Genomic DNA, 25004 nt, shown 5'->3' with positions numbered 1-25004 from the left:
TGAAAGGAGCGTGGAGGCGAAGTCAATGGGGGAGGTGCTGCTTCACCCGTAGCGAAGGCGTTGTTCGCAGAATTCAGCTCTGCACGCGCCCCCAGATCGATTCGTCGCACCAGGCGTAGCCATCGCTATAGTCGATGGCTGGCGCGCGATCCTTGGCGAGGAAAATGGGACCGTCGAGATCGACGACGTCGCACAATTGGCCGAGGATGAAGGACGGGGCCATCGCCAGGCTCGATCCCATCATGTTTCCGACCATGACGTTCAGGCCTAACTCCTTCGCCTTCCTCGCCATCGCCAGCCCTTCGGTGAGGCCGCCGCACTTGTCGAGCTTGATGTTGACCGTATCGAACCGGCCTTTCAGTCCAGGCACGTCCGCCAAGGTCAGGACACTTTCGTCGGCGGCCAGGGGGACCGGCGATTCGAAATCGTCCAGATCCCCTTCCCTGCCTCGGGCCAATGGCTGTTCGAGGAGCTTGATGTCCGATTCGACCAGGGCCGCGACAAGACGATCGAGCTCGCCGATCGAGAAGCCCTGATTTGCGTCCACACCGATCCAGCATTCGGGCCTCGCCGCACGGACCGCGCGGACCCTTTCGATATCCACGTCGAGGTCGCCGGTCAGCTTGAGTTTCAGCGCGCGCGCGTGTGGATAGGATCGTGCGTCCGCCGCCATCACCTCCGGATCGTCGGCGCCCATGGTGAAGGTGGTGACCAGCCGCCGCGGTTCCGGCAATCCGGCAAGCTCCCAGACAGGCCGGCCCGTCTGCCGCGCCTCGAGTTCCCACAAGGCGCAATCGACCGCGTTGCGGCCGCCGCCGGCGGGCATGGCATCCAGTAATTCCTCGCGCGAAATTCCGGCTTCTATCCTCGACCGGGCGGCCTCGATCGCCGCTTGCATGTGCGGGACGTCGTCGCCCGTATAATAGACGCCCGAACCTTCGCCACGACCCACATTCTGGCCGTCGGACAAGGTTACGACGACGACCGAGGAATCGGTGAAGACATGACCGGAGATGCGAAACGGCTTCACATAGGGGAAAAGTTCCACGTTCACGTCGAGAGAAAGGCGTGTCATGACATCTATGATCCTTAACAACACATATCGAAACCGGTCGGCCTGAAGGCCGGCGCGACCATAAGGCGAACGGGCCCGCGAGCGCCAGAGCGTTGCGCGATGCGTTCGGACGGGCATCTACGGCGCCCCGGTAGCAGATCACCGTGGTTCCGCTGGATTGCGCGCGCATTATGGAACGTATAGGCTCATCCTAAACGTGTCCTGGATAGGACACAAGATCTTGATAGGAAAATTGTCTTTAAGGCAATGGACGGGCGGGGATTATCGATGAGTTCTGATCGGCCGACGCTGGGCATGCTGCTGCGCGGGTTGCGGATGCGCAACAATTGGACGCTCAAGGAGATGAGCGACCATAGCGGAATTCCGATCTCCACTTTGTCGAAGGTCGAACATGACCGGTTGACGCTTACTTACGACAAATTGCTGCAGCTCAGTCAGCGCCTCAACATCCGCATATCGGACCTGTTCGCCGAAAACGATCCACGGAATGAAACGCAGGTGACGGCCAGGCGGAGCGTGGGCGGGCTCGACCAAGCTGTGCGCGTCAACACCGGCAGCTATGATTATTTCTATCTGTGCACCGAACTGAGGCGAAAGCGGATGGTGCCGATGATCACCCATATCCGCGCCAAATCCGTCGAGGAGTTCGGCGAGCTCCTGCATCATAGCGGCGAGGAATTCATCTATGTGCTGAGCGGCCGCGTAGCCGTTCACACGGAATTCTACGATCCGATCGAGCTGAACCAGGGAGAGTTCGCCTATATCGATTCCAACATGGGCCATGCCTATGTGACCGGCAAAGGCTGCAACGAGGCGATCGTCCTGGGCGTCTGTTCGAGCGCGGAAGATGGTCTGCTCGATTCGCTCATGAACCTGCACGGCGAGGAAGCCGCGGTCGCGATCCCTCCCGCCTGACCGGCCGGACGAAGCATCGTTCACACGCAAGCCTTCGCGACCGCCTCCGTCCGCGCCAACATCTTATGGAGCAACGTCACGAGTTGCTCCCGCTCGTCCGTCTCCAGAGGCTCCAGCAGCAGCGCTTCGCGCTCGAGCGCCAAAGCGAGCGCCCGATCGTGCATCCTCATGCCAGCCTCGGTCAGGCTGACCAGGCGGCGGCGGCCGTGCGTCGGGTCTTTCTCGGAGCGGACCCATCCCCGCCGGCCGAGCGCCGCTAGGGTCCGGCTGACCAGGGCCTTGTCCAGCCCGATGACCTGAACGATTCGCGATGCCGGAATGCCGGGTTCGATCGCCAGCATGGCGAGAATCCGGAAATCGAGAATGTTCATATCGAGTTGCGATCGAAAGCTTGCGCTTCCGGTGGCCGTCAACCGGTTCGCGAGGAAGGTGACGAGCGCCGGCACGAACCGGTCGATATCGAGCACACGGATTTCACGACTGTCCATCGCGTCGCAATAGCGCCACCCGAGCAGCTTCGCACCCATTAGTTGTTGACTTGATCAACAAGATTGTTGATGTGATCAACATGTCGCGCTCCATCCCCTTGCCACCTGCCTTCCACGAAGATCCTTTCGCCGAAGACATGCTGATCGATCCCTATCCGCTCCACCACAGGCTCCGCGAAATTGGGCCGGCCGTATGGATCGACAAATATGACGTCGTCGGTGTTGCGCGCTATCAGGAGGTCCGGCAGGTTTTGATCGACTGGCGCACTTTCTCGTCCGCGCGCGGTGTCGGGCTGGCGGATCTGTCCAAGGAGCGGTTCCGGCTGAAAAGCCTGATCCTCGAGACCGATCCACCCGTGCACAATATTTCCCGATCGATCCTGATGAAGGTGCTGTCGCCGGCCGTCATGGCTGGCCTCAAATCGTCTTTCGAACAGGTGGCCGACCGTCTCATCGACACCCTAGCCGGCCAGGACGAGACAGACGGCGTCCGTGACATCGCCGAAGCTTATCCTCTGTCGGTCTTCCCGGCCGCCCTCGGGATGAAGGAGGAAGGGCGCGGCGAGCTGCTTCCCTATAGCGATATGCTGTTCAACTCCTTCGGTCCCGACAATGATCTGTTCCGCCGGTCCGCGGCCCATGCCGATGCCGGCTTCGCCTGGGTGAAAGAACAATCCTTGCGGCCGAGCCTGGCACCGGGTGGCTTCGGTGCCGCCGTCTACGAAGCGGCCGATGCCGGCATCATCGGCGAGGAGGAGGCGGCGGCGCTCGTCCGTGCAATGCTGGCTGCGGGCGTCGACACCACGGTGAGCGGCATCGGCGCCGTGCTTCACTGCCTGGCCCGCTTCCCCGATCAATGGCGAGCGTTGCGGGCTGACCCCGGGCTCGCCAATGCCGCCTTCGAGGAAGCGATACGGTTCGAAACGCCGGCGCAGACATTCTTCCGTACCACGACCGGCCCGGCCCGTATCGGCGACCATGAACTGGAGGAAGGACAGAAGGTGCTGATGTTCCTGGGCGCCGCAAATCGTGACCCGCGGCGTTGGGAGGATCCCGATCGCTTCGATATCCAGCGCAAGGCCGGCGGTCATGTCGGCTTCGGAGTCGGCATCCATATGTGCGTCGGCCAACTCCTGGCGAAGCTGGAAGCGGGCGCCATCATCACTGCCTTGCTCCGGCATGTGAAGGAGATCGAGCTTCTCGCGCCGGCCGCCATCCGCCCCAACAACACCTTGCGCACCCTGGCTGAGCTCAAGCTACGGCTGGTCCGGGCCTGAACGGATCAGCGGCTCGTGGCGCCGGCGCATCGATCTCGTGGGACCAGGAGTGCGAGGCCGCCGGCCGACGCCAGGCCCGCCGCCAGGACGAGCAATCCAAGCCCGAAGCCGAACTGATCCTTGAGATGTCCGATCGCCGCCGGCCCGAAATAGCCGCCGAGATTGCCGATCGAGTTGATAAGGGCGATTCCACCCGCGGCCGCCGTGCCGGACAGGAAGGCGGTGGGAAGCGTCCAGAAGATCGGAAGAGCGGCATAGACACCCATCGCCGCGACCATGAAAGCAGCCATTTTCAGCATCGGATCGTCGGTTAGGGCGCTGGCAGCGAAGCCGGTCGCGCCGAGGAACGCCGCCAGCGCCAGATGCCAGCGTCGCTCGCCCTGCCGATCGGAGCGGCGGCCCCACAGATACATGCCGAGCGGAACCAGCAGATAAGGCGCAGTCGTCAGCAGGCCGACCTGCTGGTTGGAAAGATCCCCGAACGCCTTGATCATCTGCGGCGCCCAGAAACCAAAGCCGTAAAGACCGATGACGATACCGAAATAGATGAAGGCGAAATGCCACACGCGCGGGCTGGTGAGTCCGGCCCTCAAGCCCACGTGGCGGGCGGCTTGGGAATCGCGGACGAGCACGGCTTCGATTGCCACTGCTTCCCCGGAGTCCAGCCAAGACGCCTTGGCCGGCTTGTCGGGTAATATCCGCAGGACCAGGAGACCCAGGAGAATCGCGGGCAGGCCTTCCACGACGAACATGGTCTGCCAGCCGGCCAGCCCAAAGACGCTATGACCAAGCAGCCAGGTGGAGAATGGCGCGCCGATGGCATTGGAAAGAGGCAGGGCCATCAGGAACCAGCCCATGATCCTTCCGCGCATGGCGCCGGGGAACCAGTAAGTGAGATAAAGGATGATACCTGGAAAGAAGCCGGCCTCCGCCGCACCCAGCAGGAAGCGAACGATCCAGAAACTGACCGGACCGGTCACGAAGGCCATCGCAACGGAAAGAATGCCCCACGTCACCATGATCCGGGCAATCCAGCGGCGAGCCCCGACCCGCTCCAGCATCAGGTTGGATGGGATCTCGAACAGGAAATAACCAAGGAAGAAGATGCCTGCGCCGAAGCCGTAAGCCGCCGCGGACAGACCGATATCCTGGTTCATGGTCAGCGCGGCGAAACCCACATTGACCCGGTCCAGGAAGGAGATGAAATAGAGAAGGCCCAGCAGCGGAATGAGGCGCCAGAATGCCTTTGCCAGCGCAGCTTCCTCCATTCGGGTGGGAATGACGGCCCCCGCCGCGACGGTGGGACTTTCTTGCCTTATCGCGTCGTTCATATCCTCAGCCCCCGTCGTATGCCGCAAGGAGGATAGGCGCTCAGCCGCTCAGCCGGAAGCCATCGCGGAAGCGTGAATCTGTGTCGGCCCGCAGCTTGGCTTGCCAGGCCGATGAACAACCCCTTGAGGCTCGGCAACTAGCCGTGCCGGCTGTCCGGCTCTGGTGATCGATTCGCGACAAGCAGGATGCCGCCCGTTGCGAGCAGCGCGACATTGCCGACCAGCAGTATCCAGAGTGCATCAGGACCGATATCCTGCATGAACTTGAAAGCATATTGGCCCCAATTGTTGAGAGCGCCGTGCGCGATCATGACGATCCAGATGCTCCGGCTCCTCATCCACAGCCAGCCGATGATGAATCCGGCGCCAAGATGGCCGACCGGGAGAACCAGGGCCGTCAGAGTGACTGAAATGTCGGGCAGCGTGTGGACGCCCGAAAGGGCGAATGGCGTATGCCAGACCGCCCAAAGCGCCGCGGTGGCCATTATGGCCCGCCGCCATCCGAGACGCTCGGCAAGCCTCGGCAGCAACCAGGCCCGCCACCCGATCTCCTCGAAAAAGGCCAGCAGCGTCACGGCGACAAGCCCGATCGCCGCATTGAGCGCCAGCCGGCCGGCCAGACCGAGGGGGGTGAGCGTACCCCAACCCCGCTCGTCCGCGTTGAAGAGCCCATCTGCGCGCGGCGTAAGCCAATTCTCCCAAGGCAGTTCTCCGACCAGCGCGGCCGTCGCCGGGATCATAGCCAGGTGCATGACGCCCGGGATCAGGAACAGGGCAAGCAGCCCATATCGAGGCGGAAAGCGCTTCCACCCGAAGTCGGCCACCTTCGCGTTCATGGCGACGCCGACGACGAGCAACGCCATGGCCGGAAACAGCATCGCAGCAATACCGAGACTCATGAACGGACTCTGCTCGCGACCGGTGAGGCCGATCAGCAGGCCAAGCGCGACCGAAAGGCCGTAAACGATCGCGACAAAGACAAGAATGGGCCGGTTCATGCACGCCCCTCCCCGACGATCAGCCGAACCAGGAAAAGATCCTGCCGGTCCGAAGGTCGAGGATAGCAGACCGGCCTCAACCGGAGAAGGAGAGGCCGTAATCGCCATATAGGCGATGGTCCCACGGTTTCGCTTGTGGTGGGCCGCGGCTCCTTTCGGTCGCCGTCACCTATACAAGGCTGCCCCGCAACTCTCTGATATGGTGACCCCTACGGGAATCGAACCCGTGTTTCAGCCGTGAAAGGGCCGCGTCCTAACCGCTAGACGAAGGGGCCAAGCTCCGACCGCCGGAACATTGCTTCCGAAGGCTGGCGACAGCGGGCGGGGATTAGAAGAGGAGCCGGCATCGGTCAACCCGAACCCTTCTCCTTTCCGCCAGTGGCCCGTCAGTCGATCCAGGCCGCGTCCTCCAGATGCAGTTCCGCCGAGGGACGATCACCCCAATCATCGCGCTTGAGGCGGCCGGCGAGCCAGAGCTTGCGATGGCTGCCCGCCGCAAGCAGCGCCTGGCCCAGCGCGCTGTCGGCCATGCGGAAGGCGATGGCCTTGATGCGCCGCCCATCGTCTCCCGCGACGATCAGCCGAAGATGATTCTGGCCGACAATGTCCGCCTTGACGATCTGTACCGGTCCGGCCGCGACCCTCGGCGCCGGCCAGCCCGCCCCGAAAGGACCGCCCGCCTCCAGCGCGTCGCACAGGGTAGGACTGATCCCACCCGGGGCCAGAATGAAGTCGAGCAGCAGCGCCCGATCCTCCCGGCCCTTGGCGACCGCCGCCGACAGCCTTTCGTCGAGGAAATCCGCCAAGGCGTCGATCCGGTCGCCCGCCACTGTCAATCCCGCCGCCATGGCGTGGCCGCCGCCGGCGATCAGCAAGCCGCTATCCTTGGCCGCCAGGATCGCCGCACCAAGGTCGACACCCGAAATCGACCGGCCGGACCCTTTGCCGAGGCCGTCCTCCCCGATCGCGACGACGATCGCCGGCCGACCCAGCTTTTCCTTGAGACGGCCGGCGACGATGCCGATGACGCCGGGATGCCATCCCTTTGCCGCGACCAGGGCGACGGCGCGGTTGCCTTGGCCGGCACAAAGCTGCTCGGCGGCCTCGGAGACCAGGCTCTCGATCGCGCGCCTTTCCTGATTGTGCAGCTCAAGTTCCGCCGCAAGGGCACGCGCCTCCTCCTCATCCTCGGTCGTCAGCAGCCGGACGCCGAGGTCCGATCGGCCGACCCGACCGCCGGCATTGATGCGCGGGCCCAGCGCCCAGCCCAGATCGGCCGAGGTGGGTGCGCGGTCGAGCCGAGCCACCTCTATCAGAGCCGACAGGCCGACATTGCGGCGGTGGGCCATCACTTTGAGCCCCTGCGTCACGAAGGCGCGGTTGAGTCCCCGGAGCTGCGCGACGTCGGCGACCGTGCCGAGCGCGACAATGTCCAGCAGGTCGACGAGCCGGGGCTCCTGCCGGCCGGAAAAGAAGCTCCGCGCCCGCAGCAGGCGGAGCAGGGCCGCTCCGAGCAGGAAGGCGACGCCGACGGCGGCGAGATGGCCATGGCCGGCGGCCTCGGCCGATTCGTCGAGCCGGTTCGGATTGACCAGGGCCAGGGCCGCCGGAAGCTGGGAGGCGCATTTGTGATGGTCGACGACGATGACGTCGACACCGGCCTCCCGCGCCATGGCGAGCGCCTCGAAGGCCTGGGCGCCGCAATCGACCGTGACGATGAGCTTCGCGCCATCCGCCGCCAATCTGACCAGAGCCTCGCCGCTGGGTCCATAGCCTTCCATCAGCCGATCCGGGATATAGGCTTTGGGATCGGCGCCGAGATCACGCAGCAGGCGGATCAGAAGGGCGGCGGACGTCGCCCCGTCCACGTCGTAATCGCCGAAGATCATGATCGGCTCGTTCTTCTGGACGGCGTCCGCCAGCCTTTCCGCCGCCTTGTCCATGTCCTGGAAGATGGACGGATCCGGCATGAAGGCGCGGATGGTCGGCTGGCGATGGACCTCCAGCGCCTCCCGCGCGACACCACGGGAGAGCAGGAGCTGATCAATCAGGTCGTCGGGCTGAAAATTCTCGTCGGCGGCATCAGCTGCGGCGCCGCGCCATTGCCAGGCCTGGCCCAGGATCGATCGCTCCACCCCGCAGACGGGCGGGAATGAAGACAGGGAGCCGTCCGTGCCCACCCTCAGCAATGGCTACCCGGCTCGTGCCGATGTTCACCCCGTACCCAGCGCACCGTACCAGTGCTGGCGCGCATCACGACGCTCTCCGTGCTGATGCAATTCTTGCGACGCTTCACGCCTTGCAGCAACGATCCATCCGTCACCCCGGTCGCGGCGAAGATGACGTCGCCCTTCGCCAGATCGTGGAGATCGTAGATCCGATTGAGATCCTCCACGCCCCATTTGGCGGCGCGGCCACGCTCGTCGTCATTGCGAAACAGCAGGCGTCCCTGGAACTGGCCGCCGACACAGCGCAAGGCAGCCGCCGCAAGTACGCCCTCCGGAGCGCCGCCGGAGCCCATATAGATGTCGATCGTCGTGTCGGGATCGGTAACGGCGATAACGCCGGCGACATCGCCGTCCGGGATCAGCATGATGCCGCAACCGAGCCCGCGCAGCTCGGCGATCAGCGCCTCGTGGCGCGGCCGGTCGAGCACGCAGGTGATGATGTCGGACGGTTCGACGCCCTTAGCGGCGGCAACCGCCTTCACATTTTCGGTCGGGGACTTGTTGAGATCGATCACGCCCTTGGGGAAACCGGGCCCGACGGCGAGCTTGTCCATATAGACGTCGGGCGCGTTGAGCAGCCCGCCTTCCTCGGCAATGGCGAGCACGGCGAGCGCGTTCGGACCCGCCTTGGCGGTAATGGTCGTGCCCTCCAGCGGGTCGAGGGCAATATCGATCCTGGGCCCGGTTCCCTGGGCCGCGCCTACCTTCTCGCCAATGAACAGCATCGGCGCCTCGTCGCGCTCGCCCTCGCCGATCACCACGGTGCCGTCGAAATCGAGCTGGTTCAGCGCCTCGCGCATCGCCTCGACCGCCGCATGATCGGCCGCTTTCTCGTTGCCCCGGCCGATCAGCCTGGATGCGGCGACGGCCGCGGCCTCGGTGACCCGCACCATTTCAAGGACGAGCACGCGATCGAGAACGTGGCTGGCAGTCACCATATTATCCGTCTTCCTAAAGGATGTGATTGTCGCGAATGGCAGGTTTCGACCTTAGGTGACGGGCGCGCGCATGTCGAGAAATTGAAAGCGGTCGCCGGGACGAAAACGGTCCTATTTCGCGAGAAATTTCTTCACGCCGCGCGCAGCCTGGCGGATGCGCTGTTCGTTCTCGACGAGCGCGATTCGGACATAGCCTTCGCCTTCCTCGCCAAAGCCGACGCCCGGGCTGACCGCGACTCCGGCCTCCGTCAACAATTGCTTGGCAAAGGCCATGGAGCCGAGATTGTGGAAGCGCTCCGGGATCGGGACCCATGCGAACATGCTCGCCTGCGGCGGCGGTATGTCCCAGCCGGCGCGGCCGAAGCTTTCGACCAGGCAGTCGCGCCGCGATTTGTAGAGCTGGCGATTGACCCCGATAATGTCCTGCGGCCCATTGAGCGCTGCGGCGGCGGCCGCCTGGACGGGTGTGAAGGCGCCATAATCGAGATAGGATTTCACCCGGGTCAGCGCGTTGATCAGCGTGCGGTTTCCGACCGCGAAGCCGATCCGCCAGCCGGCCATGGAATAGGTCTTGGAGAGACTGGTGAATTCGATGGCGACGTCGCGCGCGTCGGGCACCTGCAGGATGGACGGCGTCGGCACATCCCCGAAATAGATTTCGGCATAAGCGAGGTCGCTGATGACCCAGAGCTTATGCTCCCGGGCAAAGGCGACCACCTGTTCGTAAAAAGCCAGGTCGGCGACATAGGCTGTGGGATTGCTCGGATAGCCGATCACCAGCACGGTCGGCTTGGGAACGGTGTAGCGGATCGCATATTCCAGCCGGGTGAAGAATTCGGGCCCGGGTGCGGCCGGGATCGACCGAATCGCCGCGCCGGCGATGATGAAGCCGAACTGGTGAATGGGATAGCTCGGATTCGGTGCGAGCACGACGTCGCCGGGAGCGGTGATGGCCTGGGCGAGATTGGCCAGACCCTCCTTCGATCCCAGGGTCACGATGACCTCGCTGTCCGGATCGACATCGACTCCGAAGCGGCGCGAATAATAAGCCGCCTGGGCCCTGCGAAGGCCGGCGATGCCCTTGGAAGCCGAATAACCGTGCGCGCGCGGATTGCGTGCGACCTCGGTCAATTTGTCGATGACATGCTGCGGCGGGGCGCCGTCGGGATTGCCCATGCCGAGATCGATGATATCCTCGCCCCGCGCTCGCGCCGCTGCCTTCATCGCATTCACTTCGGCGAAGACATAAGGCGGCAAGCGGCGGATGCGGTAGAAATCGTCGTTCATCTCATGATCCTAACATGATGCCGAACCCATTCCGGCATCGAAATTCACTGGCGGCACAGGAAGAATGCCCCTTTGAAAGCGGATCGGGGCAGGGACCACTTTCGCAGCTTCGTGGGTTTCCTTACTGGTGCAGCGGCATAGGATCCGAAACATGGCTGATCAAGATACACCGCTGCCCTTGCCGACCCTGGAGGAAATCCAGCATTGGACCTGGGTCATGGGCCGAGCCCAACAGCTGATGATGGAACATGTCGCCAAGCAGGCGAAGGAAATGCCGACGACCGAGGCAAGAGGGCTGACGGCGCATTGGCCGGCCATGACGATGTTCGCCGATCCCGCGAAGATCGCCAAGGCGCAGGTCGACCTTTGGACCGAAGGCCTGTCGATCTGGCAAAGCGTACTCGACGGATCCGGCGGCAAGGCGGATGCCGCGGGTAAAGCGGACTCCCGGAGCAAAGCGGACAGGGACAAGCGCTTCAATGCCCCCCAATGGCGCGAGAATCCATTGTTCGACCTGATCCGGCAGAGCTATATCCTGATTTCCGACCGGTTGCTCGGCAGCGTCGATGCGCTGGAGGGGATAGACGAGCCCGCGCGCGAGAAATTGCGTTTCGCCACCAGGGCCTTCGTGGATGCCATGGCGCCGTCCAACTTCGCCCTCACCAACCCGCAAGTGCTTGAACGGACGTTCGAAACCAAAGGCGAGAACCTGCTCAAGGGCCTCGAAAACATGCTTCGGGACATCGGGCAGGGGCAACTCTCCCACACCGACGCCCACGCCTTCGAAGTTGGACGCAACATCGCGACGACGCCCGGCAAGGTCGTCAAGGAAACGCCGCTTTACCAGCTCATCCAATATGCGCCGACGACCAGGCAGGTATTCGAAACCCCGCTGATCGTCTTCCCGCCCTGGATCAATCGTTACTATATCCTCGATCTCAACCCTAAGAAGAGCTTCATCCGCTGGGCCGTCGAGCAGGGTCTGACCGTCTTCGTCGTCTCCTGGAAATCGGCGGACGAAAGCCTCGCCGATGCCACCCTGGACGATTATGTCCTGGGCGGGCAGATCGACGCGATCGACACTGTGCGCGACCTGCTCGACGTCGAAAGCGTCCATGCGATCGGCTATTGCGTCGCCGGTACGACCCTAGCCGCAACCCTGGCCCTGCTGGAAGCCAGAGGTGAGGCCGGCAAGGTGGCGACCGCCACCTTCTTCACGGCGCAGGTCGATTTTTCGGAAGCCGGCGACCTCAACCTGTTCGTCGACGACAGCGCGATGCAGCTGATCGACCAGATCACCGCCGAAAAGGGCTATCTGGACGGCCGCTACATGGCCGCCACCTTCAACCTGTTGCGCGGGCGCGACCTCATCTGGAACTATGTCGCCAACAATTATCTGATGGGGGAGGATTATCCGCCCTTCGACCTTCTCTACTGGAACGGCGATACTACGAACCTGCCGGCCAAATGGCACAAAGCCTATCTTCGCGATTTCTACCGCGACAACAAATTGGTCGTGCCCGGAGGCATCACGATCGGCGGCGTGCCGATCACCCTTTCTGCCGTGAAGACCCCCGCTTATGTCCAGGCGGGCCGCGAAGATCATATCGCGCCCGCCCACAGCGTGTGGAAGATCACCCATCACTTTCAGGGGCCGCTGCGCTTCCTCCTCGCCGGTTCAGGCCACATTGCCGGAGTCGTCAACCCGCCCGAAGCCCAGAAATATCAATATTGGACCAATGACGAGAAGGTGGCGACGCTGGAGGCGTTTATCGAAGGCGCCGAGGAACATAAGGGGAGCTGGTGGCCGGATTGGATCGCCTGGATCCGCAGCCAGTCGGAATATGAGCTGGCCGCCGATGGCGCGCGCATTCCTGGCCAGGGCAAGCTCCCGGCGATCGAGGATGCCCCCGGATCCTATGTGCGCGCGCGATAATGCTGCTCTCCCCCTCCCGTGCTTGAACGACATCCTCCCACTCGGCTAGACCCCGGCCGTGCTTCGCCCGGGCTTGTCAGGGGAAGTGCAAAGGCGCTTCCGCCACGCATGATTAGGCTCTATGTGGACCCGTTCGTTTCGGAAGGATGATTGGAATGGTCTCTCGTAAAGTTGCCGTCGCGGCCGCTTGTTCCCTGTTGCTGGCCACCAGCCCGGTTGTGGCGCAGACCGCGCCCGACCAGACTCCGACGAGCAACGTGCGCCCGATCGCTCGGCAGAATTCCATGACCAATTCCGGTCTCCTGCTGATGCTTGGCGCCATTGCGGGCGCCATCCTGCTGACCATTCTCGCCACGCAGATTGGCGGCGACGAACCCGCCAGTCCCTGATCGGGTCCTCGCTTCCCCGGAAGACACGCAAGATGGGCAGCCGGAGATTGTGACATCTCTGTTGCACTGCACAAAATAGGTTGCAGGATCGGCTTCAATACCTTATGTTGCAATGCAGCATAAGAATGAGGACGACTGCAATGGCCAAGACTGGAACCAAGGCTGCCACGGCGAAAAGTCGAGCTGCCAAGCCTGCCGCCCCTATCCATCAGATCAACCAAGGAAACGAAGCCATGAAGAACGAAGCCAATCAGGTCGCTGACCGCGTCCAGGCCGCTTTCGGCGAAGCCAATGAGCGTGCCAAGGGCGCGTTCGATCGCAATGTCCGCTTTGCGGAAGAAGTCACCGAGCTCACCAAGGGCAATGTCGAGGCGATGGTCGCTTCGACCAAGCTTGCCGCAAAGGGCGTCGAGCGGATCGGCCAGGACGTTGCCGATTTCAGCCGCAAGAGCTTCGAAGATGCGTCTGCCGCGCTCAAGAGCTTTGCGGAAGTGAAATCGCCGACCGACTTCTTCCGTCTGCAGGGCGAATTCGCGCGCACGCAGTTCGACGCGATGATCGCCGAAAGCTCGAAGCTGAGCGAAGCCGTGGTCAAGCTTGCGGGCGAAGTCGCCGAGCCGATCACCAACCGTTATTCAGTCGCCGCCGAGCGGGTGAAGAACGCCGTCGCGCTCTAAAAGAGGTTCGCCGAGACTCGGCGAATTCTCCAATCGAGTGCCAGAAAGGGCGACCGCTCCCGGCCAGGAGCGGTCGCCCTTTCCATGTCCGGCAGCCGGCGACGGATTTGGCCGGCCCTCGCTCCCTCACGGCCCGGCGAAAATTGCGAAGACAAATAGCTGCAAAGCCTTGCCCGCAAAGCGCTGCTTGCCATATTTAGGCAATGTTTATGGCCATGAATGATTCAGTTATCGTTGCGGCGGACGAACGGAAGGGAGACGACGAGGGGACCGGCCTTGGCGTCGCGACGCGCACGCGTACCCGCACCAAGACTCCCTCCCCCTATAAGGTGCTGATGCTGAACGACGATTACACGCCCATGGAATTCGTCGTCTTGTGCCTGCAGCGCTTTTTCAAGATGAATATCGAGGATGCCACCCGGGTCATGCTTCACGTTCATCAGCGCGGCGTCGGCGTATGCGGAATCTTCAGCTACGAGGTCGCGGAAACGAAGGTAGCCCAAGTAATCGACTTTGCGCGCGAAAATCAGCACCCCCTCCAATGCACGCTGGAAAAGGCATAGCCGCCTAAATCGTCCCCTGGCTGCCCAGAAGAGGACGGTGCGACGCTGGCGAGCCGTGCCTGGCCACCACTCTCCGCTGCTCTCATAACGGCCCGAACGAACATCCTATCAATGCCACCAGCTTGCGCCGCGTCGCCAATTCCTTAGGACCGTCTCATGGATCGCATCATCATCAGGGGCGGTAACCGCCTCCAGGGCAGGATACAGATTTCGGGGGCCAAGAATGCGGCGCTCACTTTGCTTCCCTGCGCCCTGCTCACGGACGAGCCGCTGACTCTTCGCAACCTTCCGCGTCTCGCCGACGTCGACAGTTTCGGCCATCTGCTGAACCAGCTCGGTGTATCGACGATGGTGGAGGGGGCAAAGGCGGACGAGTTCGGACGCGTCATGACGCTTCGCGCTTCGAACATCACTTCGACCGTCGCGCCCTATGACATCGTCCGCAAGATGCGCGCCTCGATCCTGGTGTTGGGGCCGTTACTGGCCCGCGCCGGGGAGGCAACGGTGTCGCTGCCCGGGGGCTGTGCGATCGGCAACAGACCGATCGACCTTCACCTCAAGGCGCTCGAAGCGCTTGGCGCCCGCATCGAGCTGACGGCGGGCTATGTAAAGGCGATCGCGCCTGACGGCGGCCTTCGGGGGGGTACGATCAATTTTCCGGTCGTGTCGGTCGGGGCCACCGAAAATGCGCTCATGGCGGCGGTACTCGCCAAGGGCGTAACCACCATCGAGAATGCAGCACGCGAACCGGAGATCACTGATCTCGCCAAATGCCTGATCGCGATGGGCGCCAGGATTGATGGCTTGCGGACCGATACTTTGACTGTCCATGGAAAGGACAGGCTCCACGGCGCGACCTATTCGGTCATGCCCGACCGGATCGAGGCTGGCAGCTATGCCTGCGCCGCGGCGATCACCGGCGGCACACTGGAGCTGAAAGGCGCCAGCAAGGAGACGATGCCGTCAATCCTCTCCGGTCTCAGCGACGCCGGCCTGATCGTCGAGGACGTGCCGGGAGGAATCAAGGTGAGCGCAGACGGGAAGCTGAGGCCGCTTTCCCTCTCGACCGCACCCTTCCCGGCCTTCCCGACCGACATGCAGGCGCAATTCATGTCCATGCTGAGTCTCGCGGACGGAACCAGCCTGCTTACCGAAACCATCTTCGAAAATCGGTACATGCACGTTCCGGAGCTCATCCGGATGGGCGCGGATATCGAGGTGAGAGGCCGGTCGGCCGTAGTCAGGGGGGTCGACAAGCTGATCGGCGCCCAGGTCATGGCGACCGATCTTCGCGCATCGATGAGCCTCATCCTCGCCGGCCTTGCCGCAGAGGGGGAGACGCAGGTCAACCGTGTCTACCATCTCGACCGTGGCTATGAGCGGCTGGAGGAGAAGCTACAGGCAGTCGGCGCCGACATCGAGCGCGTCAGCGACGGCTGATCCGGTCAGGTCAGGCGGAGACTGCCAGGATGTCGAGCGAAGGATAGCCGGGCTCGGCGGGAAAGGCGGCATCGAGAGGGCGAAAGGTCAAACGAGCAGTTCGATGCTGTGGATGAGGAGCCCGACCAGGCCACCGACCAAAGTCCCGTTGATCCGGATATATTGGAGGTCACGCCCGACGGCGTTCTCGAGCCGGCCGGTGACCGTTCCCGTATCCCAGCTCCGAATAGTGTCCGAGACCAAGGTGACGATGCCCTTGCCATAGCTTGCGACGAATCCGACCGCGGCACGCCGGGCGAACTGGTTCACCGCCGTCTTGAGCCGGGCGTCCTGCTGCAGCGTTTCGCCCAACTGCCGGATCGCCTCGCCGAACTTCCCTGCCATGGTCGCATCCGGATCGCGGGCGGCTTTCAGCAATCCGGCCCGGGCATTTTCCCAAAGACCGTCGGCCCAATCGGTTACCGCCTTGTTGGCGATGATCTCATTCTTCCACTCCTCGACCTTTCGGCGCATGTCCGGATCATTCTGCATCGAGGTCGCGAGCGCGGCCAAGCCTTCCTCAGCCTTGGCCCGAAGCGGATGGTGCTCGTCCACCGCCATGTCGATGGTGAGCCGCCGCAACCCGTCGATGATCCCGTCCGCAAGCTTCTCGTCCAGTCCGGCGAGACGCATGACGAGCCCGGCGCGCTGATGGACCATGGCGCGGATCATGTCCTCATTGGCGTCGAGCGTGCGACCAGCCCAGGTGATGATCCCGTCGAGGATAGGAACGTGGCGGTCGTCGGTGATCGCCGCCTCCAGCGACTGGCCGAGCAAGGGCGACACCTCCATCGCCCGCATGCGACTGGCGACGGCGCCTTTTACCATGCCGCCCAATTTTTCCTGATCCAGCGATTCGAGCAGGTTCGCGACCAGCCGCGATCCTCCTTCACGCAGCCTTCCTTCCGCTGGTGGACTGGCCAGAAACCGGCCGATCCCGGCAGCAACGTCGAGCTTGCGCATCCGCCGCGCGACGACGGATGGCGTCAGGAAATTGTCGCGCAGGAACGCGGCCAACGCCTCACCGATCCGGTCCTTGTTCCTGGGAATGATGGCTGTGTGGGGGATGGGCAGGCCGAGCGGATGGCGAAACAAGGCGGTAACCGCGAACCAGTCGGCAAGGCCGCCGACCATCGCAGCTTCCGCGAAAGCCTTGACGAAGCCCAGCGCCGGATAAAGCTCGTCGAGGCTGTTGGCGATCAGGAACAAAGCCGCCATCGCGACCAGCATGCCCGTGGCCATGATCCGCATGCCGCGGACACCCCCTTGGGCCGGGTTCAGTCGCACCAGGCCAGACCGCTCGAACAGGCTCATAACGACTTCAATAGTCGAACCTGATCCAAGGGTCCGCACTTAATCGCAATACCGGCCAATTGGAGAAAGGCGAATAGCCGGCTCGATGCTCGTCCGGGCCCATCGACGGACCCGCGCGCCGGGATAGTTACGCCCGTCGGAGTGGATGAAACCATATCACTATCGCGCCCGGCCCATGATTCACTCTGCTGGCTGGGTGGCGGGTTCCGGCCCATGATCCTGAACCCCACGATAGGTGATGATCCGGCTGAGCCGGCGGCCGGCCCGCCGCTCGATGCCGAGCGCGAGCGAAAAGGATGCGGGGATGATCACCAATGTCAGAACCGTGGACATGATCAGACCGCCGATCACCATGATGGCCATTGGCGCGCGCCACGAACCGTCGCCGTTGAGCGACAAAGCGGTAGGGACCATGCCGGCTGCCATCGCCACCGTCGTCATGACGATCGGCTGAGCGCGCTTGTGCCCGGCATCGACGATCGCCGTCAGCTTGTCGACGCCCTTGTCCATCTCCTCGATGGCAAAGTCGACAAGCAGGATCGAGTTCTTGGCGACGATGCCGAGCAGCATCAGGATGCCGATATAGACGGGCATCGAGATCGGGTGGCCGGTGGCGATCAATGCCAGGGTTCCGCCGAGCGGCGCGAGCAACAGGGAGCCCATATTGACGAGGGGCGACATAAAACGCTTGTAGAGCAGCACCAGCACCGCAAAAACGAGCAGGATCCCCGAGGCGACGGCGATAATGAAGCTTTGGATCATCTCCCCCTGCCACTTACTCTCGCCAGTCTCGACCCGATGCACGCCCAGCGGTAGATTGCGCATGATCGGCAACTGATCGATCTTCGCCCAAGCCTCACTGCTGACGATATTGGGTGCCAGATCGCCGCCGATATTCACCATCCGCATCTGGTTGATACGCTCGATCTTGGTCGGCCCAGTGCCGAATCCGATGGTCGCCACCACTTTAAGCGGTACGGACCCTCCGAAGGTGGTGGGGACCGGCATGTTTTCGATGGTAGAAAGCCGCTGCCGCGCATCTTCCTCAAGTGCGACACGTATGGGTATCTGTCGGTCGGACAGGGAGAAACGGGCACTATTCTGGTCGATATCGCCAAGCGTGGCGATCCGGATTGCCTGGCTCAAGGCGCTGGTGGTCACGCCCAGATTCGCGGCAAGGTCCAGCCGGGGCTGGATCGTGATTTCCGGCCGCTGCAGGTCGCCGTCGACGCGCGCCGCCACCAATTCTGGAATGGTGGCCATTTCCTGGACCAGTTGGTTCGCCGTTTCCTGCAACTTGACCGGATCATCTCCGCCCAGAGTCACCGTGATGTCGCGGCCACCTCCGAACTGAGATTGAAAGTTGGCGCGCGCATCCGGAATGCGGGCCAGCCGGGGCGCGACCGCGCGCTCGATCTCCACGCTCGTGCGTTCCCGCTGCTCGTCGAAAGTGGCGGTGACCCGAGCCGAGCCGACATCGACGCGCGAGAAGATCGAGGCGACTTCCGGCGTCTCGCGCAGGATTGCCTCGACCTCGCGAACCGCCGCGCCAGTCTGCTCCAGATTGGTTCCCGGGACCATTTCCACGATCACCCTGCTATGATCCGAATCCTCGGTGGGCTGGAAGGTCTGGGGAAGCATCGAGAAGGTCACAATCGTCAGGACGAAAGCGGCAATCCCGCCGACAATGGCGACCCAACGATGGCGCATGGTCCATCTCAGTACCGACATATAGCCGTTCATAAGACGGCCTTCGCCATGGGAGGCATGTCCCTTGGACTTCAGGAAATAAGCGGCGATCATCGGCGTGATCATGCGCGCCACCGCCAGGCTCATCAGCACGGCAACGACGACGGTCAGCCCGAAATTCTTGAAGAACTGGCCGGCAAAGCCGGGCATCAAACCCACGGGAAGAAATACAGCGACGATCGCCATCGTGGTCGCCAGCACTGCAAGGCCGATTTCGTCGGCGGCATCGATCGAGGCCTGGTAGGCGCTCTTTCCCATTCGCATGTGGCGCACGATATTCTCGATCTCGACGATGGCATCGTCGACCAGCACGCCCGCGACCAGGCTGAGCGCCAGCAAAGTCATCATGTTCAAGCTGAAGCCGAGCAAAGACATGAACCAGAACGCTGGGATCGCCGACAGCGGAATAGCGAGCGCGGAAATGAGCGTTGCACGCCAGTCGCGCAGGAACAGGAAGACGACGATGACGGCAAGCGCGGCGCCCTCGACCATTGCCGCCATTGCCGCCTGGTAATTTTCCTTCGTATACTTAACATAATTGTTGAGCTCGGTGATTTTCACGCCAGGCGTTCGTTCTTCGAGCGCGTTGATTTTCTCTATCGCCCCGTCGTAGACGCTGACATCGGACTTGCCCTTGGCGCGCTTGATGCTGAAGCTCAGCACCTGCTGGCCATTCTGGGTCGCATATCCCCTCTGCTCGGCATAGAGGTCGCGCACTTCGGCAATATCGGCGAGCTTGATCGTGCGGCCGCTTCCGGTCGCGATCTCGGTCTGTCCCAAGTCGTAAGCCGAAGCGGCATTGCCAAGCACGCGAACCGATTGTTCCGATCCGGCGATCTCCGCACGCCCCCCGGCGGCGTTGAGGTTAACGGCCCTCAATTGCTGGTTGACCTGGCCCGCCGTTAGGCCATGCGCCTGGAGCTTGACCGGATCGAGAATGACCCGGATCTCGCGGGAGACACCGCCGGCGCGGTCGACCGCCGCCATGCCCGGGACGGACAGCAATTCCTTGGCGATATTATTGTCTACATACCAGCTCAATTGCTCGAGCGTCATATCGGTTGCGGCGACCGAGAAACTGGCAAGCTCCTGATCGTTCGCCTCGATCCGGAAGACCTGCGGTTCGAGTATTCCCTCTGGCAGGTTGCTGCGGATTTGCTGGATCGCGTCCCGGATGTCGTTGACAGAACGATCGATCGGCGTGCCGATGTCGAGCTGAACGAAAGTCTGGCTATTCCCCTCGCTGACCGTCGACTGGATCTCATCGACCCCGGCGATCGATCGCACCGCTGCCTCGACGCGCTGCGCTACTTGAGTCTCGAGCTCGGTCGGTGCGGCGCCCGGCTGCGATATCGAGACGATCACCGCCGGAAAATCGACGTCTGGCTGGTTCTGGATTTCCATCCGCATGAAGCTGACGATTCCGGCCAGCGCCAGCGCGATGAAGATGACGATCGGCGGAACGGGATTTCGGATCGACCAGGCGGAGATATTGCGAAAGCCCATCACGGATCCTCCTAAAGGAATACGGCTCGTACGGGCCCGATCTCTGGTGGCGGAAAAGTCACTCCGCCGGCTGCGAGCGAGGCTCGGGACCGTGATCCTCGACCCCCCGATAGGTGATGATCCGGCGAAGCCTGCTGCCGAGCCGTTGCTCTATCCCAAGCGCGAGCGAGAAGGATGCCGGTACGATGAGCAGGGTCAATACGGTCGACAGGATGAGACCGCCAATCACGGTTACGCCCATGGGCGCCCGCCAGGCGCCGTCGCCGCTCAGCGAGATCGAGGAAGGGATCATGCCCGCAACCATCGCCACCGTCGTCATCACGATCGGCTGGGCGCGCTTGTGACCGGCATCTATGATCGCCGTCATCTTGTCGATGCCCTTGTCCATTTCCTCGATGGCAAAGTCGACAAGCAGGATCGAGTTCTTGGCGACGATGCCGAGCAGCATGAGAATACCGATATAAACGGGCATCGAGATCGGAAGTCCGACGATCAGCAAAGCGAGCATGCCGCCCAACGGCGCCAGCAGCAGCGACCCCATGTTCACCAGCGGCGACATGAAACGCTTGTAGAGCAGCACCAGCACCGCGAAGACGAGCAGGATTCCGGAAATGACGGCGATGATGAAGCTCTGGATCATCTCCCCCATCCACTTGTTCATGCCGAGTTCGATCCGCTGCACGCCCAAGGGCAGGTCGCGCATCGCTGGCAGCTGATTGATCTTTGCCCAAGCCTCGCTGGTGACGACATTGGGTGCCAGGTCCGCCCCGATATTCACCATCCGCATCTGGTTGACCCGCTGGATCTGGGTCGGGCCTGCACCAAAGCCGATATCGGCCACCACCTTGAGCGGTACCGATCCGCCGGCACTTGTCGGCACCGGCATATTCTCGATTGTCGAAAGCCGCTGCCGGGCATCTTCATCCAGGGAGACGCGAATCGGAATCTGGCGATCGGACAAGGAGAATCGCGCGCTGTTCTGATCGATGTCGCCGAGCGTCGCGATCCGGATAGCCTGACTGAGCGCACTGGTCGTCACCCCGAGATTCGCCGCCAGGTCCAGGCGCGGCTCAATCGTGATTTCCGGGCGCTGCAGATCGCCGTCGACGCGCGCCGCCACCAATTCCGGGATGGTGGCCATTTCCCGGACCAGCCTGTTGGCGGTCTCCTGCAACTTGACCGGATCGTCGCCGCCAAGCGTCACCGTGATGTCACGGCCGCCAAAGCCGGTTTGCGATTGGAAAGTGGCACGCGCGTCGGGAATGCGCGCGAGCCGGGGCGCGACCGCGCGCTCGATCTCGACGCTCTTACGATCCCGCTTTTCCTTCAATATCGCCGTCACCCGTCCCTGGCCGACGTTGACGCGGGAGAAGATCGATTCGACCTCCGGCTGGGTGCGCAGGATGGCCTCGACCTCGCGAACCGCCGCCCCGGTCTGCGCGAGTGTCGTGCCCGGCACCATCGCCACGTTCACCGTGCTCTGATCGGAATCGTGATTCGGCTGAAACGTCTGAGGAATCGCCATGAACGTGGCGATGGTTAGGAGGAAGGCCGCCAATCCGCCCACCACCGCAGCCCAGCGGTGGCGCATCGTCCATTTGAGGACCGTCATGTAGAAATTCATGAACCGCCCCTCGCCATGCGAGGCGTGCCCCTTCGCTTTCAGGAAATAAGCGGCGAGCATCGGCGTGATCATCCGCGCGACGGCAAGGCTCATCAGCACGGCGACGACGACGGTCAGCCCGAAATTCTTGAAGAACTGGCCGGGAATTCCGGGCATCAGTCCGACCGGCAGGAAGACCGCCACGATGGACATGGTCGTTGCCAGCACGGCGAGGCCGATCTCGTCGGCGGCATCGATCGAGGCCTGGTAGGCACTTTTCCCCATGCGCATATGGCGCACGATATTCTCGATCTCGACGATGGCATCGTCGACCAGCACGCCCGCGACGAGGCTGAGCGCCAGCAAGGTCATATTGTTGAGCGTGAAGCCCAGCATCGACATGAACCAGAAGGTCGGGATCGCCGATAACGGAATCGCCAAAGCGGAAATCAGGGTCGCGCGCCAGTCGCGCAGAAAGACGAACACCACGACCACGGCCAGGGCCGCGCCTTCGACCATCGCGATCATTGCCGAATTATATTGCGCCTTCGTATATTTGACGCTGTTGTTCAGCTCGACGATTTTCACGCCCGGCGTGCGTTCCTCGAGCGCCTTGATCTTCTCGATCGCGGCATCGTAGACGCTGACGTCCGACTTGCCCTTCGCGCGCTGAATGCTGAAGCTCAGCACCTGCTGGCCGTTCTGGGTCGCATAGCCACGCTGCTCTGCATAGAGATCGCGCACCTCGGCGATGTCGGCGAGCTTGATGGTCTGGCCGCTGCCGGTCGATATCTCCGTCTGTCCCAGATCATAAGCCGAGGCTGCGTTGCCAAGCACGCGCACCGACTGTTCCGAACCGGCGATTTCCGCGCGGCCACCGGCCGCGTTGAGGTTGACCGCCCGCAACTGCTGGTTGACCTGACTTGCCGTCAGGCGATGCGCCTGGAGCTTGACCGGGTCGAGAATGACGCGAATTTCCCGGGAAACGCCGCCGGCCCGGTTGACCGCCGCCATGCCCGGTACCGACAGCAATTCCTTCGCGATATTATTGTCGACATACCAGCTCAATTGCTCGAGCGTCATGTCGGTTGCGGCGACCGAGAAGCTGGCGAGGTCCTTGTCGGTCGTATCCACCCGGAAGACTTGCGGCTCGAGTATCCCGTCCGGCAGGTTGCTGCGAATCTGCTGGACCGCATCTCGTATGTCGTTGACGGCGCGATCGATCGGGGTGCCGATGTCGAGCTGAACGATCGTCTGGCTATTGCCCTCACTGACCATCGACTGGATTTCGTCGACGCCGGCAATGGAGCGAACCGCCGCCTCGACCCGTTGCGCCACTTGGGTTTCGAGTTCGGTCGGCGCCGCGCCCGGCTGCGATATGGAGACGATCGCGACCGGAAAATCGATGTCGGGCTCGTTCTGCACCTCCATCCGCATGAAGCTGACGATCCCCGCCAGCGCCAGCGCGATGAAGATGACGATCGGCGGTACCGGGTTCCGAATCGACCAGGCAGAAATATTCCGAAAGCCCATGGCGATCTATCCTAGCGCGACGCGGCGCGGACGGGCCGGACCTTCTGACCGGGGCTCAGGAAGGCGCCGGCCGACTGAACCACCCGTTCATTGCCGCTGAGGCCGGAAGCGATCGCAACGCCCTGGTCGGAAACCTCTCCAACCTTCACGTCACGACGCACGACGGCATTGTTGCCATCGATGATGTAGACATAATTGCCGCGATCGTCGCTCTGGACCGCCGACTGCGGCAGCAAGGGTGCGTCGATCGTGCCGACGTTGATGGTCGCGCTGGCAAATCCACCCGGCCGCAACGCGGAATCATAGGAAAGCGCGATACGCGCTTCGCCCTGGCGGGACTGCGGATCGATGACAGGGGAGACCTGCCAGATCTGGCCGGTGAAACTTTTCGATGAGCCGACTGGCGTGACCGACGCGGTCATTCCGACCTTCACCTGTTCCAGGTCCGATTCGGCGAGCCGAGCGAGCAATTCCATCTGCCCCCCCTGGGCAATCCGGAAGAGAGCGCCGCTTCCGGCGCCAACCACCTGGCCAGCCTCGACGTTGCGATCGAGCACGAGTCCCGCCGCAGGGGCGCGTATATCAAGCCGCCCGACCCTGGCCCGGGCCGCGCCAAGCTGCGCCTGAGCGACGCGGACGCGGGCATTGGCGGCGTCGCGGGTGGCAATCCGCCGCTCGACATCCGCTTTCGAGATAAAGCCGCGTCCGACCAAGGCTTGGGCGCGATCGAGCTCCTGCTGGGCAAGACGGGCGTCGGCGCGGGCGACCTCGACATTGGCGGCGAGCTGCTGCACTTCCTGGGACTGCACCGAACGTTCGATTACGGCGAGCGTCTGCCCGTTATCGACCCATTGACCTGGCTCGACGAGCACCCGTGCGATCATTCCACCTTCGCCGGCTACGCCGACCGGCATGTCACGCCGCGCCGCCAGCGTTCCAGTCGCGGAGATGCTCCTCGAGACCTGCTGCTTGCCCGGCACCACGACCGTGACTGCGGGCAGCGATGCCGCGCCTTGACCGGCGGGGGCAGGCACCTCTTCCGCCGGACCCGTCAGCATGAAGAAGGCGATGCCGATCGCGATCAGCGCAACAACGACACCGATGATGATCGTCCTGCGCCGCCGCCGGCGCGCAAGCGTCTCCTCATCGAGAACCTCTGTTTCGATCGCGCTGCGGCGCCACGTCGCCGATTCCAGGTTCATCGCTTCCATCATCCCACACCAAAAGGGCGGCTCGGCCGCTTCGACTACTGTGTTAGCCGAATAGGGCACCCCTCTCAAGTCTTGTTTCTCGAAGACCGCCTCGGTCCCGTGGAACCGCGGCTCTACCAATATTGTTACCCTTTAGCCATCGCTTTACGGTCCAAACCCGTCAGGCGTGAATGACAGGCGGCCGGGCGACCGGCGGGAGGAACGGGATGAACTTGCTCACCGATTACGGGATATTGGCTTGGATAATCATCGGCGCGCTCGCGGGCGCGCTGGCGAAATTCATCATGCCGGGCCGTGATCCCGGCGGCTGCATGGTCACGATCGCCCTCGGTATCGGCGGCGCGCTTCTAGCCGGCTTCATCGGCAATGCGATCGGCTGGTACGATCCTGGGGAGGGCGCAGGCTTCATCGCCGCCATTGTCGGTGCCATCATCATCCTGTTCGTCTACAGGCTGATTTCCCGGCGTTAGCGCAAGTTCGCCGCCGGCTCGCTCTGACAGGCGGGTC

19 protein-coding genes and 1 tRNA gene are annotated in these 25004 nt (G+C 62.9%); 8 read left to right on the top strand and 12 right to left on the bottom strand.

Annotated features, from left to right (window positions below; genetic code table 11):
- Positions 1-73: 73 nt before the first annotated feature.
- Positions 74-1075: a dipeptide epimerase gene (locus tag RQX22_RS04085; RefSeq protein WP_315723906.1), complete on the bottom strand. Its 1002-nt coding sequence runs from the start codon at positions 1073-1075 to the stop codon at positions 74-76.
- Between the two features lie 267 nt (positions 1076-1342).
- On the opposite strand from RQX22_RS04085, the gene RQX22_RS04080 reads away from it, so the two are divergent.
- Positions 1343-1990 (top strand): helix-turn-helix domain-containing protein, encoded by a 648-nt coding sequence (locus RQX22_RS04080; RefSeq protein ID WP_315723904.1) that lies wholly within the window; start codon positions 1343-1345, stop codon positions 1988-1990.
- A 20-nt stretch (positions 1991-2010) separates the two neighbouring features.
- On the opposite strand, the gene RQX22_RS04075 is transcribed toward RQX22_RS04080, so the two are convergent.
- Positions 2011-2517 (bottom strand): MarR family winged helix-turn-helix transcriptional regulator, encoded by a 507-nt coding sequence (locus tag RQX22_RS04075; protein WP_315723902.1) that lies wholly within the window; start codon positions 2515-2517, stop codon positions 2011-2013.
- A 41-nt stretch (positions 2518-2558) separates the two neighbouring features.
- Between RQX22_RS04075 and RQX22_RS04070 the strand changes: the two genes are divergently transcribed.
- Complete coding sequence (locus RQX22_RS04070) at positions 2559-3755, top strand: cytochrome P450 (RefSeq protein ID WP_315723900.1); 1197 nt, start codon at positions 2559-2561, stop codon at positions 3753-3755.
- Positions 3756-3760: 5 nt separating this feature from the next.
- On the opposite strand, the gene RQX22_RS04065 is transcribed toward RQX22_RS04070, so the two are convergent.
- From RQX22_RS04065 to RQX22_RS04040, 6 genes are all read right to left on the bottom strand, one after another.
- The gene (locus tag RQX22_RS04065; protein ID WP_315723898.1) at positions 3761-5086 is read right to left on the bottom strand and encodes an MFS transporter; all 1326 of its coding nucleotides are present in this window, start codon (positions 5084-5086) and stop codon (positions 3761-3763) included.
- A gap of 137 nt (positions 5087-5223) precedes the next feature.
- A complete protein-coding gene (locus RQX22_RS04060; protein ID WP_315723896.1) occupies positions 5224-6084 on the bottom strand; it encodes a CPBP family intramembrane glutamic endopeptidase in 861 nt (286 codons plus the stop codon).
- Positions 6085-6284: 200 nt separating this feature from the next.
- Positions 6285-6359, bottom strand: a tRNA-Glu gene (locus tag RQX22_RS04055).
- A 111-nt stretch (positions 6360-6470) separates the two neighbouring features.
- On the bottom strand, positions 6471-8264 hold the full coding sequence (gene recJ / locus RQX22_RS04050; protein ID WP_315723894.1) for a single-stranded-DNA-specific exonuclease RecJ: 1794 nt from the start codon (positions 8262-8264) through the stop codon (positions 6471-6473).
- A gap of 2 nt (positions 8265-8266) precedes the next feature.
- On the bottom strand, positions 8267-9250 hold the full coding sequence (gene glpX / locus RQX22_RS04045; protein ID WP_315723892.1) for a class II fructose-bisphosphatase: 984 nt from the start codon (positions 9248-9250) through the stop codon (positions 8267-8269).
- Positions 9251-9361: 111 nt separating this feature from the next.
- Positions 9362-10537: an LL-diaminopimelate aminotransferase gene (locus tag RQX22_RS04040; protein ID WP_315723890.1), complete on the bottom strand. Its 1176-nt coding sequence runs from the start codon at positions 10535-10537 to the stop codon at positions 9362-9364.
- 151 nt (positions 10538-10688) lie between these two features.
- On the opposite strand from RQX22_RS04040, the gene RQX22_RS04035 reads away from it, so the two are divergent.
- From RQX22_RS04035 to murA, 5 genes are all read left to right on the top strand, one after another.
- On the top strand, positions 10689-12473 hold the full coding sequence (locus RQX22_RS04035; protein ID WP_315723887.1) for a PHA/PHB synthase family protein: 1785 nt from the start codon (positions 10689-10691) through the stop codon (positions 12471-12473).
- Positions 12474-12628: 155 nt separating this feature from the next.
- Positions 12629-12862 (top strand): hypothetical protein, encoded by a 234-nt coding sequence (locus RQX22_RS04030; RefSeq protein WP_315723885.1) that lies wholly within the window; start codon positions 12629-12631, stop codon positions 12860-12862.
- A 233-nt stretch (positions 12863-13095) separates the two neighbouring features.
- The gene (locus RQX22_RS04025) at positions 13096-13539 is read left to right on the top strand and encodes a phasin family protein (RefSeq protein WP_315723884.1); all 444 of its coding nucleotides are present in this window, start codon (positions 13096-13098) and stop codon (positions 13537-13539) included.
- 215 nt (positions 13540-13754) lie between these two features.
- Positions 13755-14102 carry an ATP-dependent Clp protease adapter ClpS gene (gene clpS, locus RQX22_RS04020; protein ID WP_315723882.1) on the top strand — a complete coding sequence of 116 codons (348 nt, stop codon included), beginning with the start codon at positions 13755-13757 and terminating at the stop codon, positions 14100-14102.
- A gap of 156 nt (positions 14103-14258) precedes the next feature.
- Positions 14259-15542 (top strand): UDP-N-acetylglucosamine 1-carboxyvinyltransferase, encoded by a 1284-nt coding sequence (murA, locus tag RQX22_RS04015; protein WP_315723880.1) that lies wholly within the window; start codon positions 14259-14261, stop codon positions 15540-15542.
- Between the two features lie 87 nt (positions 15543-15629).
- On the opposite strand, the gene RQX22_RS04010 is transcribed toward murA, so the two are convergent.
- The 4 genes from RQX22_RS04010 to RQX22_RS03995 form a co-directional block, all read right to left on the bottom strand.
- Positions 15630-16895 carry a DUF445 domain-containing protein gene (locus RQX22_RS04010; protein WP_315723878.1) on the bottom strand — a complete coding sequence of 422 codons (1266 nt, stop codon included), beginning with the start codon at positions 16893-16895 and terminating at the stop codon, positions 15630-15632.
- A gap of 180 nt (positions 16896-17075) precedes the next feature.
- Positions 17076-20150: an efflux RND transporter permease subunit gene (locus RQX22_RS04005; RefSeq protein WP_315724592.1), complete on the bottom strand. Its 3075-nt coding sequence runs from the start codon at positions 20148-20150 to the stop codon at positions 17076-17078.
- Between the two features lie 58 nt (positions 20151-20208).
- Complete coding sequence (locus RQX22_RS04000) at positions 20209-23286, bottom strand: efflux RND transporter permease subunit (protein ID WP_315723876.1); 3078 nt, start codon at positions 23284-23286, stop codon at positions 20209-20211.
- Between the two features lie 11 nt (positions 23287-23297).
- Positions 23298-24488, bottom strand: coding sequence for an efflux RND transporter periplasmic adaptor subunit (locus tag RQX22_RS03995; RefSeq protein WP_315723874.1), 1191 nt, complete (start codon positions 24486-24488; stop codon positions 23298-23300).
- A 215-nt stretch (positions 24489-24703) separates the two neighbouring features.
- Here RQX22_RS03995 and RQX22_RS03990 point away from each other — a divergent pair, with 215 nt between their 5' ends.
- Positions 24704-24967, top strand: coding sequence for a GlsB/YeaQ/YmgE family stress response membrane protein (locus RQX22_RS03990; RefSeq protein WP_315723871.1), 264 nt, complete (start codon positions 24704-24706; stop codon positions 24965-24967).
- Positions 24968-25004 lie beyond the last annotated feature (37 nt).

It is taken from the genome of Sphingosinicella rhizophila (assembly GCF_032378825.1).
Taxonomy (GTDB): domain Bacteria; phylum Pseudomonadota; class Alphaproteobacteria; order Sphingomonadales; family Sphingomonadaceae; genus Allosphingosinicella; species Allosphingosinicella rhizophila.
The sequence above is the reverse complement of the archived record's forward strand: the minus strand, read 5'-3'. Positions and strand labels throughout refer to the sequence as shown.

What these genes read in the sequence shown, in the direction of transcription:
- RQX22_RS04075 (WP_315723902.1), bottom strand. Translation starts at nt 2,517, where the DNA reads ATGGGTGCGAAGCTGCTCGGGTGGCGCTATTGCGACGCGATGGACAGT.
- murA (WP_315723880.1), top strand. Translation starts at nt 14,259, where the DNA reads ATGGATCGCATCATCATCAGGGGCGGTAACCGCCTCCAGGGCAGGATA.
- RQX22_RS04035 (WP_315723887.1), top strand. Translation starts at nt 10,689, where the DNA reads ATGGCTGATCAAGATACACCGCTGCCCTTGCCGACCCTGGAGGAAATC.
- RQX22_RS04080 (WP_315723904.1), top strand. Translation starts at nt 1,343, where the DNA reads ATGAGTTCTGATCGGCCGACGCTGGGCATGCTGCTGCGCGGGTTGCGG.
- RQX22_RS04030 (WP_315723885.1), top strand. Translation starts at nt 12,629, where the DNA reads ATGGTCTCTCGTAAAGTTGCCGTCGCGGCCGCTTGTTCCCTGTTGCTG.
- RQX22_RS03990 (WP_315723871.1), top strand. Translation starts at nt 24,704, where the DNA reads ATGAACTTGCTCACCGATTACGGGATATTGGCTTGGATAATCATCGGC.
- RQX22_RS03995 (WP_315723874.1), bottom strand. Translation starts at nt 24,488, where the DNA reads ATGAACCTGGAATCGGCGACGTGGCGCCGCAGCGCGATCGAAACAGAG.
- glpX (WP_315723892.1), bottom strand. Translation starts at nt 9,250, where the DNA reads ATGGTGACTGCCAGCCACGTTCTCGATCGCGTGCTCGTCCTTGAAATG.
- RQX22_RS04040 (WP_315723890.1), bottom strand. Translation starts at nt 10,537, where the DNA reads ATGAACGACGATTTCTACCGCATCCGCCGCTTGCCGCCTTATGTCTTC.
- RQX22_RS04065 (WP_315723898.1), bottom strand. Translation starts at nt 5,086, where the DNA reads ATGAACGACGCGATAAGGCAAGAAAGTCCCACCGTCGCGGCGGGGGCC.
- RQX22_RS04025 (WP_315723884.1), top strand. Translation starts at nt 13,096, where the DNA reads ATGAAGAACGAAGCCAATCAGGTCGCTGACCGCGTCCAGGCCGCTTTC.
- RQX22_RS04000 (WP_315723876.1), bottom strand. Translation starts at nt 23,286, where the DNA reads ATGGGCTTTCGGAATATTTCTGCCTGGTCGATTCGGAACCCGGTACCG.
- RQX22_RS04060 (WP_315723896.1), bottom strand. Translation starts at nt 6,084, where the DNA reads ATGAACCGGCCCATTCTTGTCTTTGTCGCGATCGTTTACGGCCTTTCG.
- clpS (WP_315723882.1), top strand. Translation starts at nt 13,755, where the DNA reads ATGAATGATTCAGTTATCGTTGCGGCGGACGAACGGAAGGGAGACGAC.
- RQX22_RS04010 (WP_315723878.1), bottom strand. Translation starts at nt 16,895, where the DNA reads ATGAGCCTGTTCGAGCGGTCTGGCCTGGTGCGACTGAACCCGGCCCAA.
- RQX22_RS04005 (WP_315724592.1), bottom strand. Translation starts at nt 20,150, where the DNA reads ATGGGCTTTCGCAATATCTCCGCCTGGTCGATCCGAAATCCCGTTCCG.
- RQX22_RS04070 (WP_315723900.1), top strand. Translation starts at nt 2,559, where the DNA reads ATGTCGCGCTCCATCCCCTTGCCACCTGCCTTCCACGAAGATCCTTTC.
- RQX22_RS04085 (WP_315723906.1), bottom strand. Translation starts at nt 1,075, where the DNA reads ATGACACGCCTTTCTCTCGACGTGAACGTGGAACTTTTCCCCTATGTG.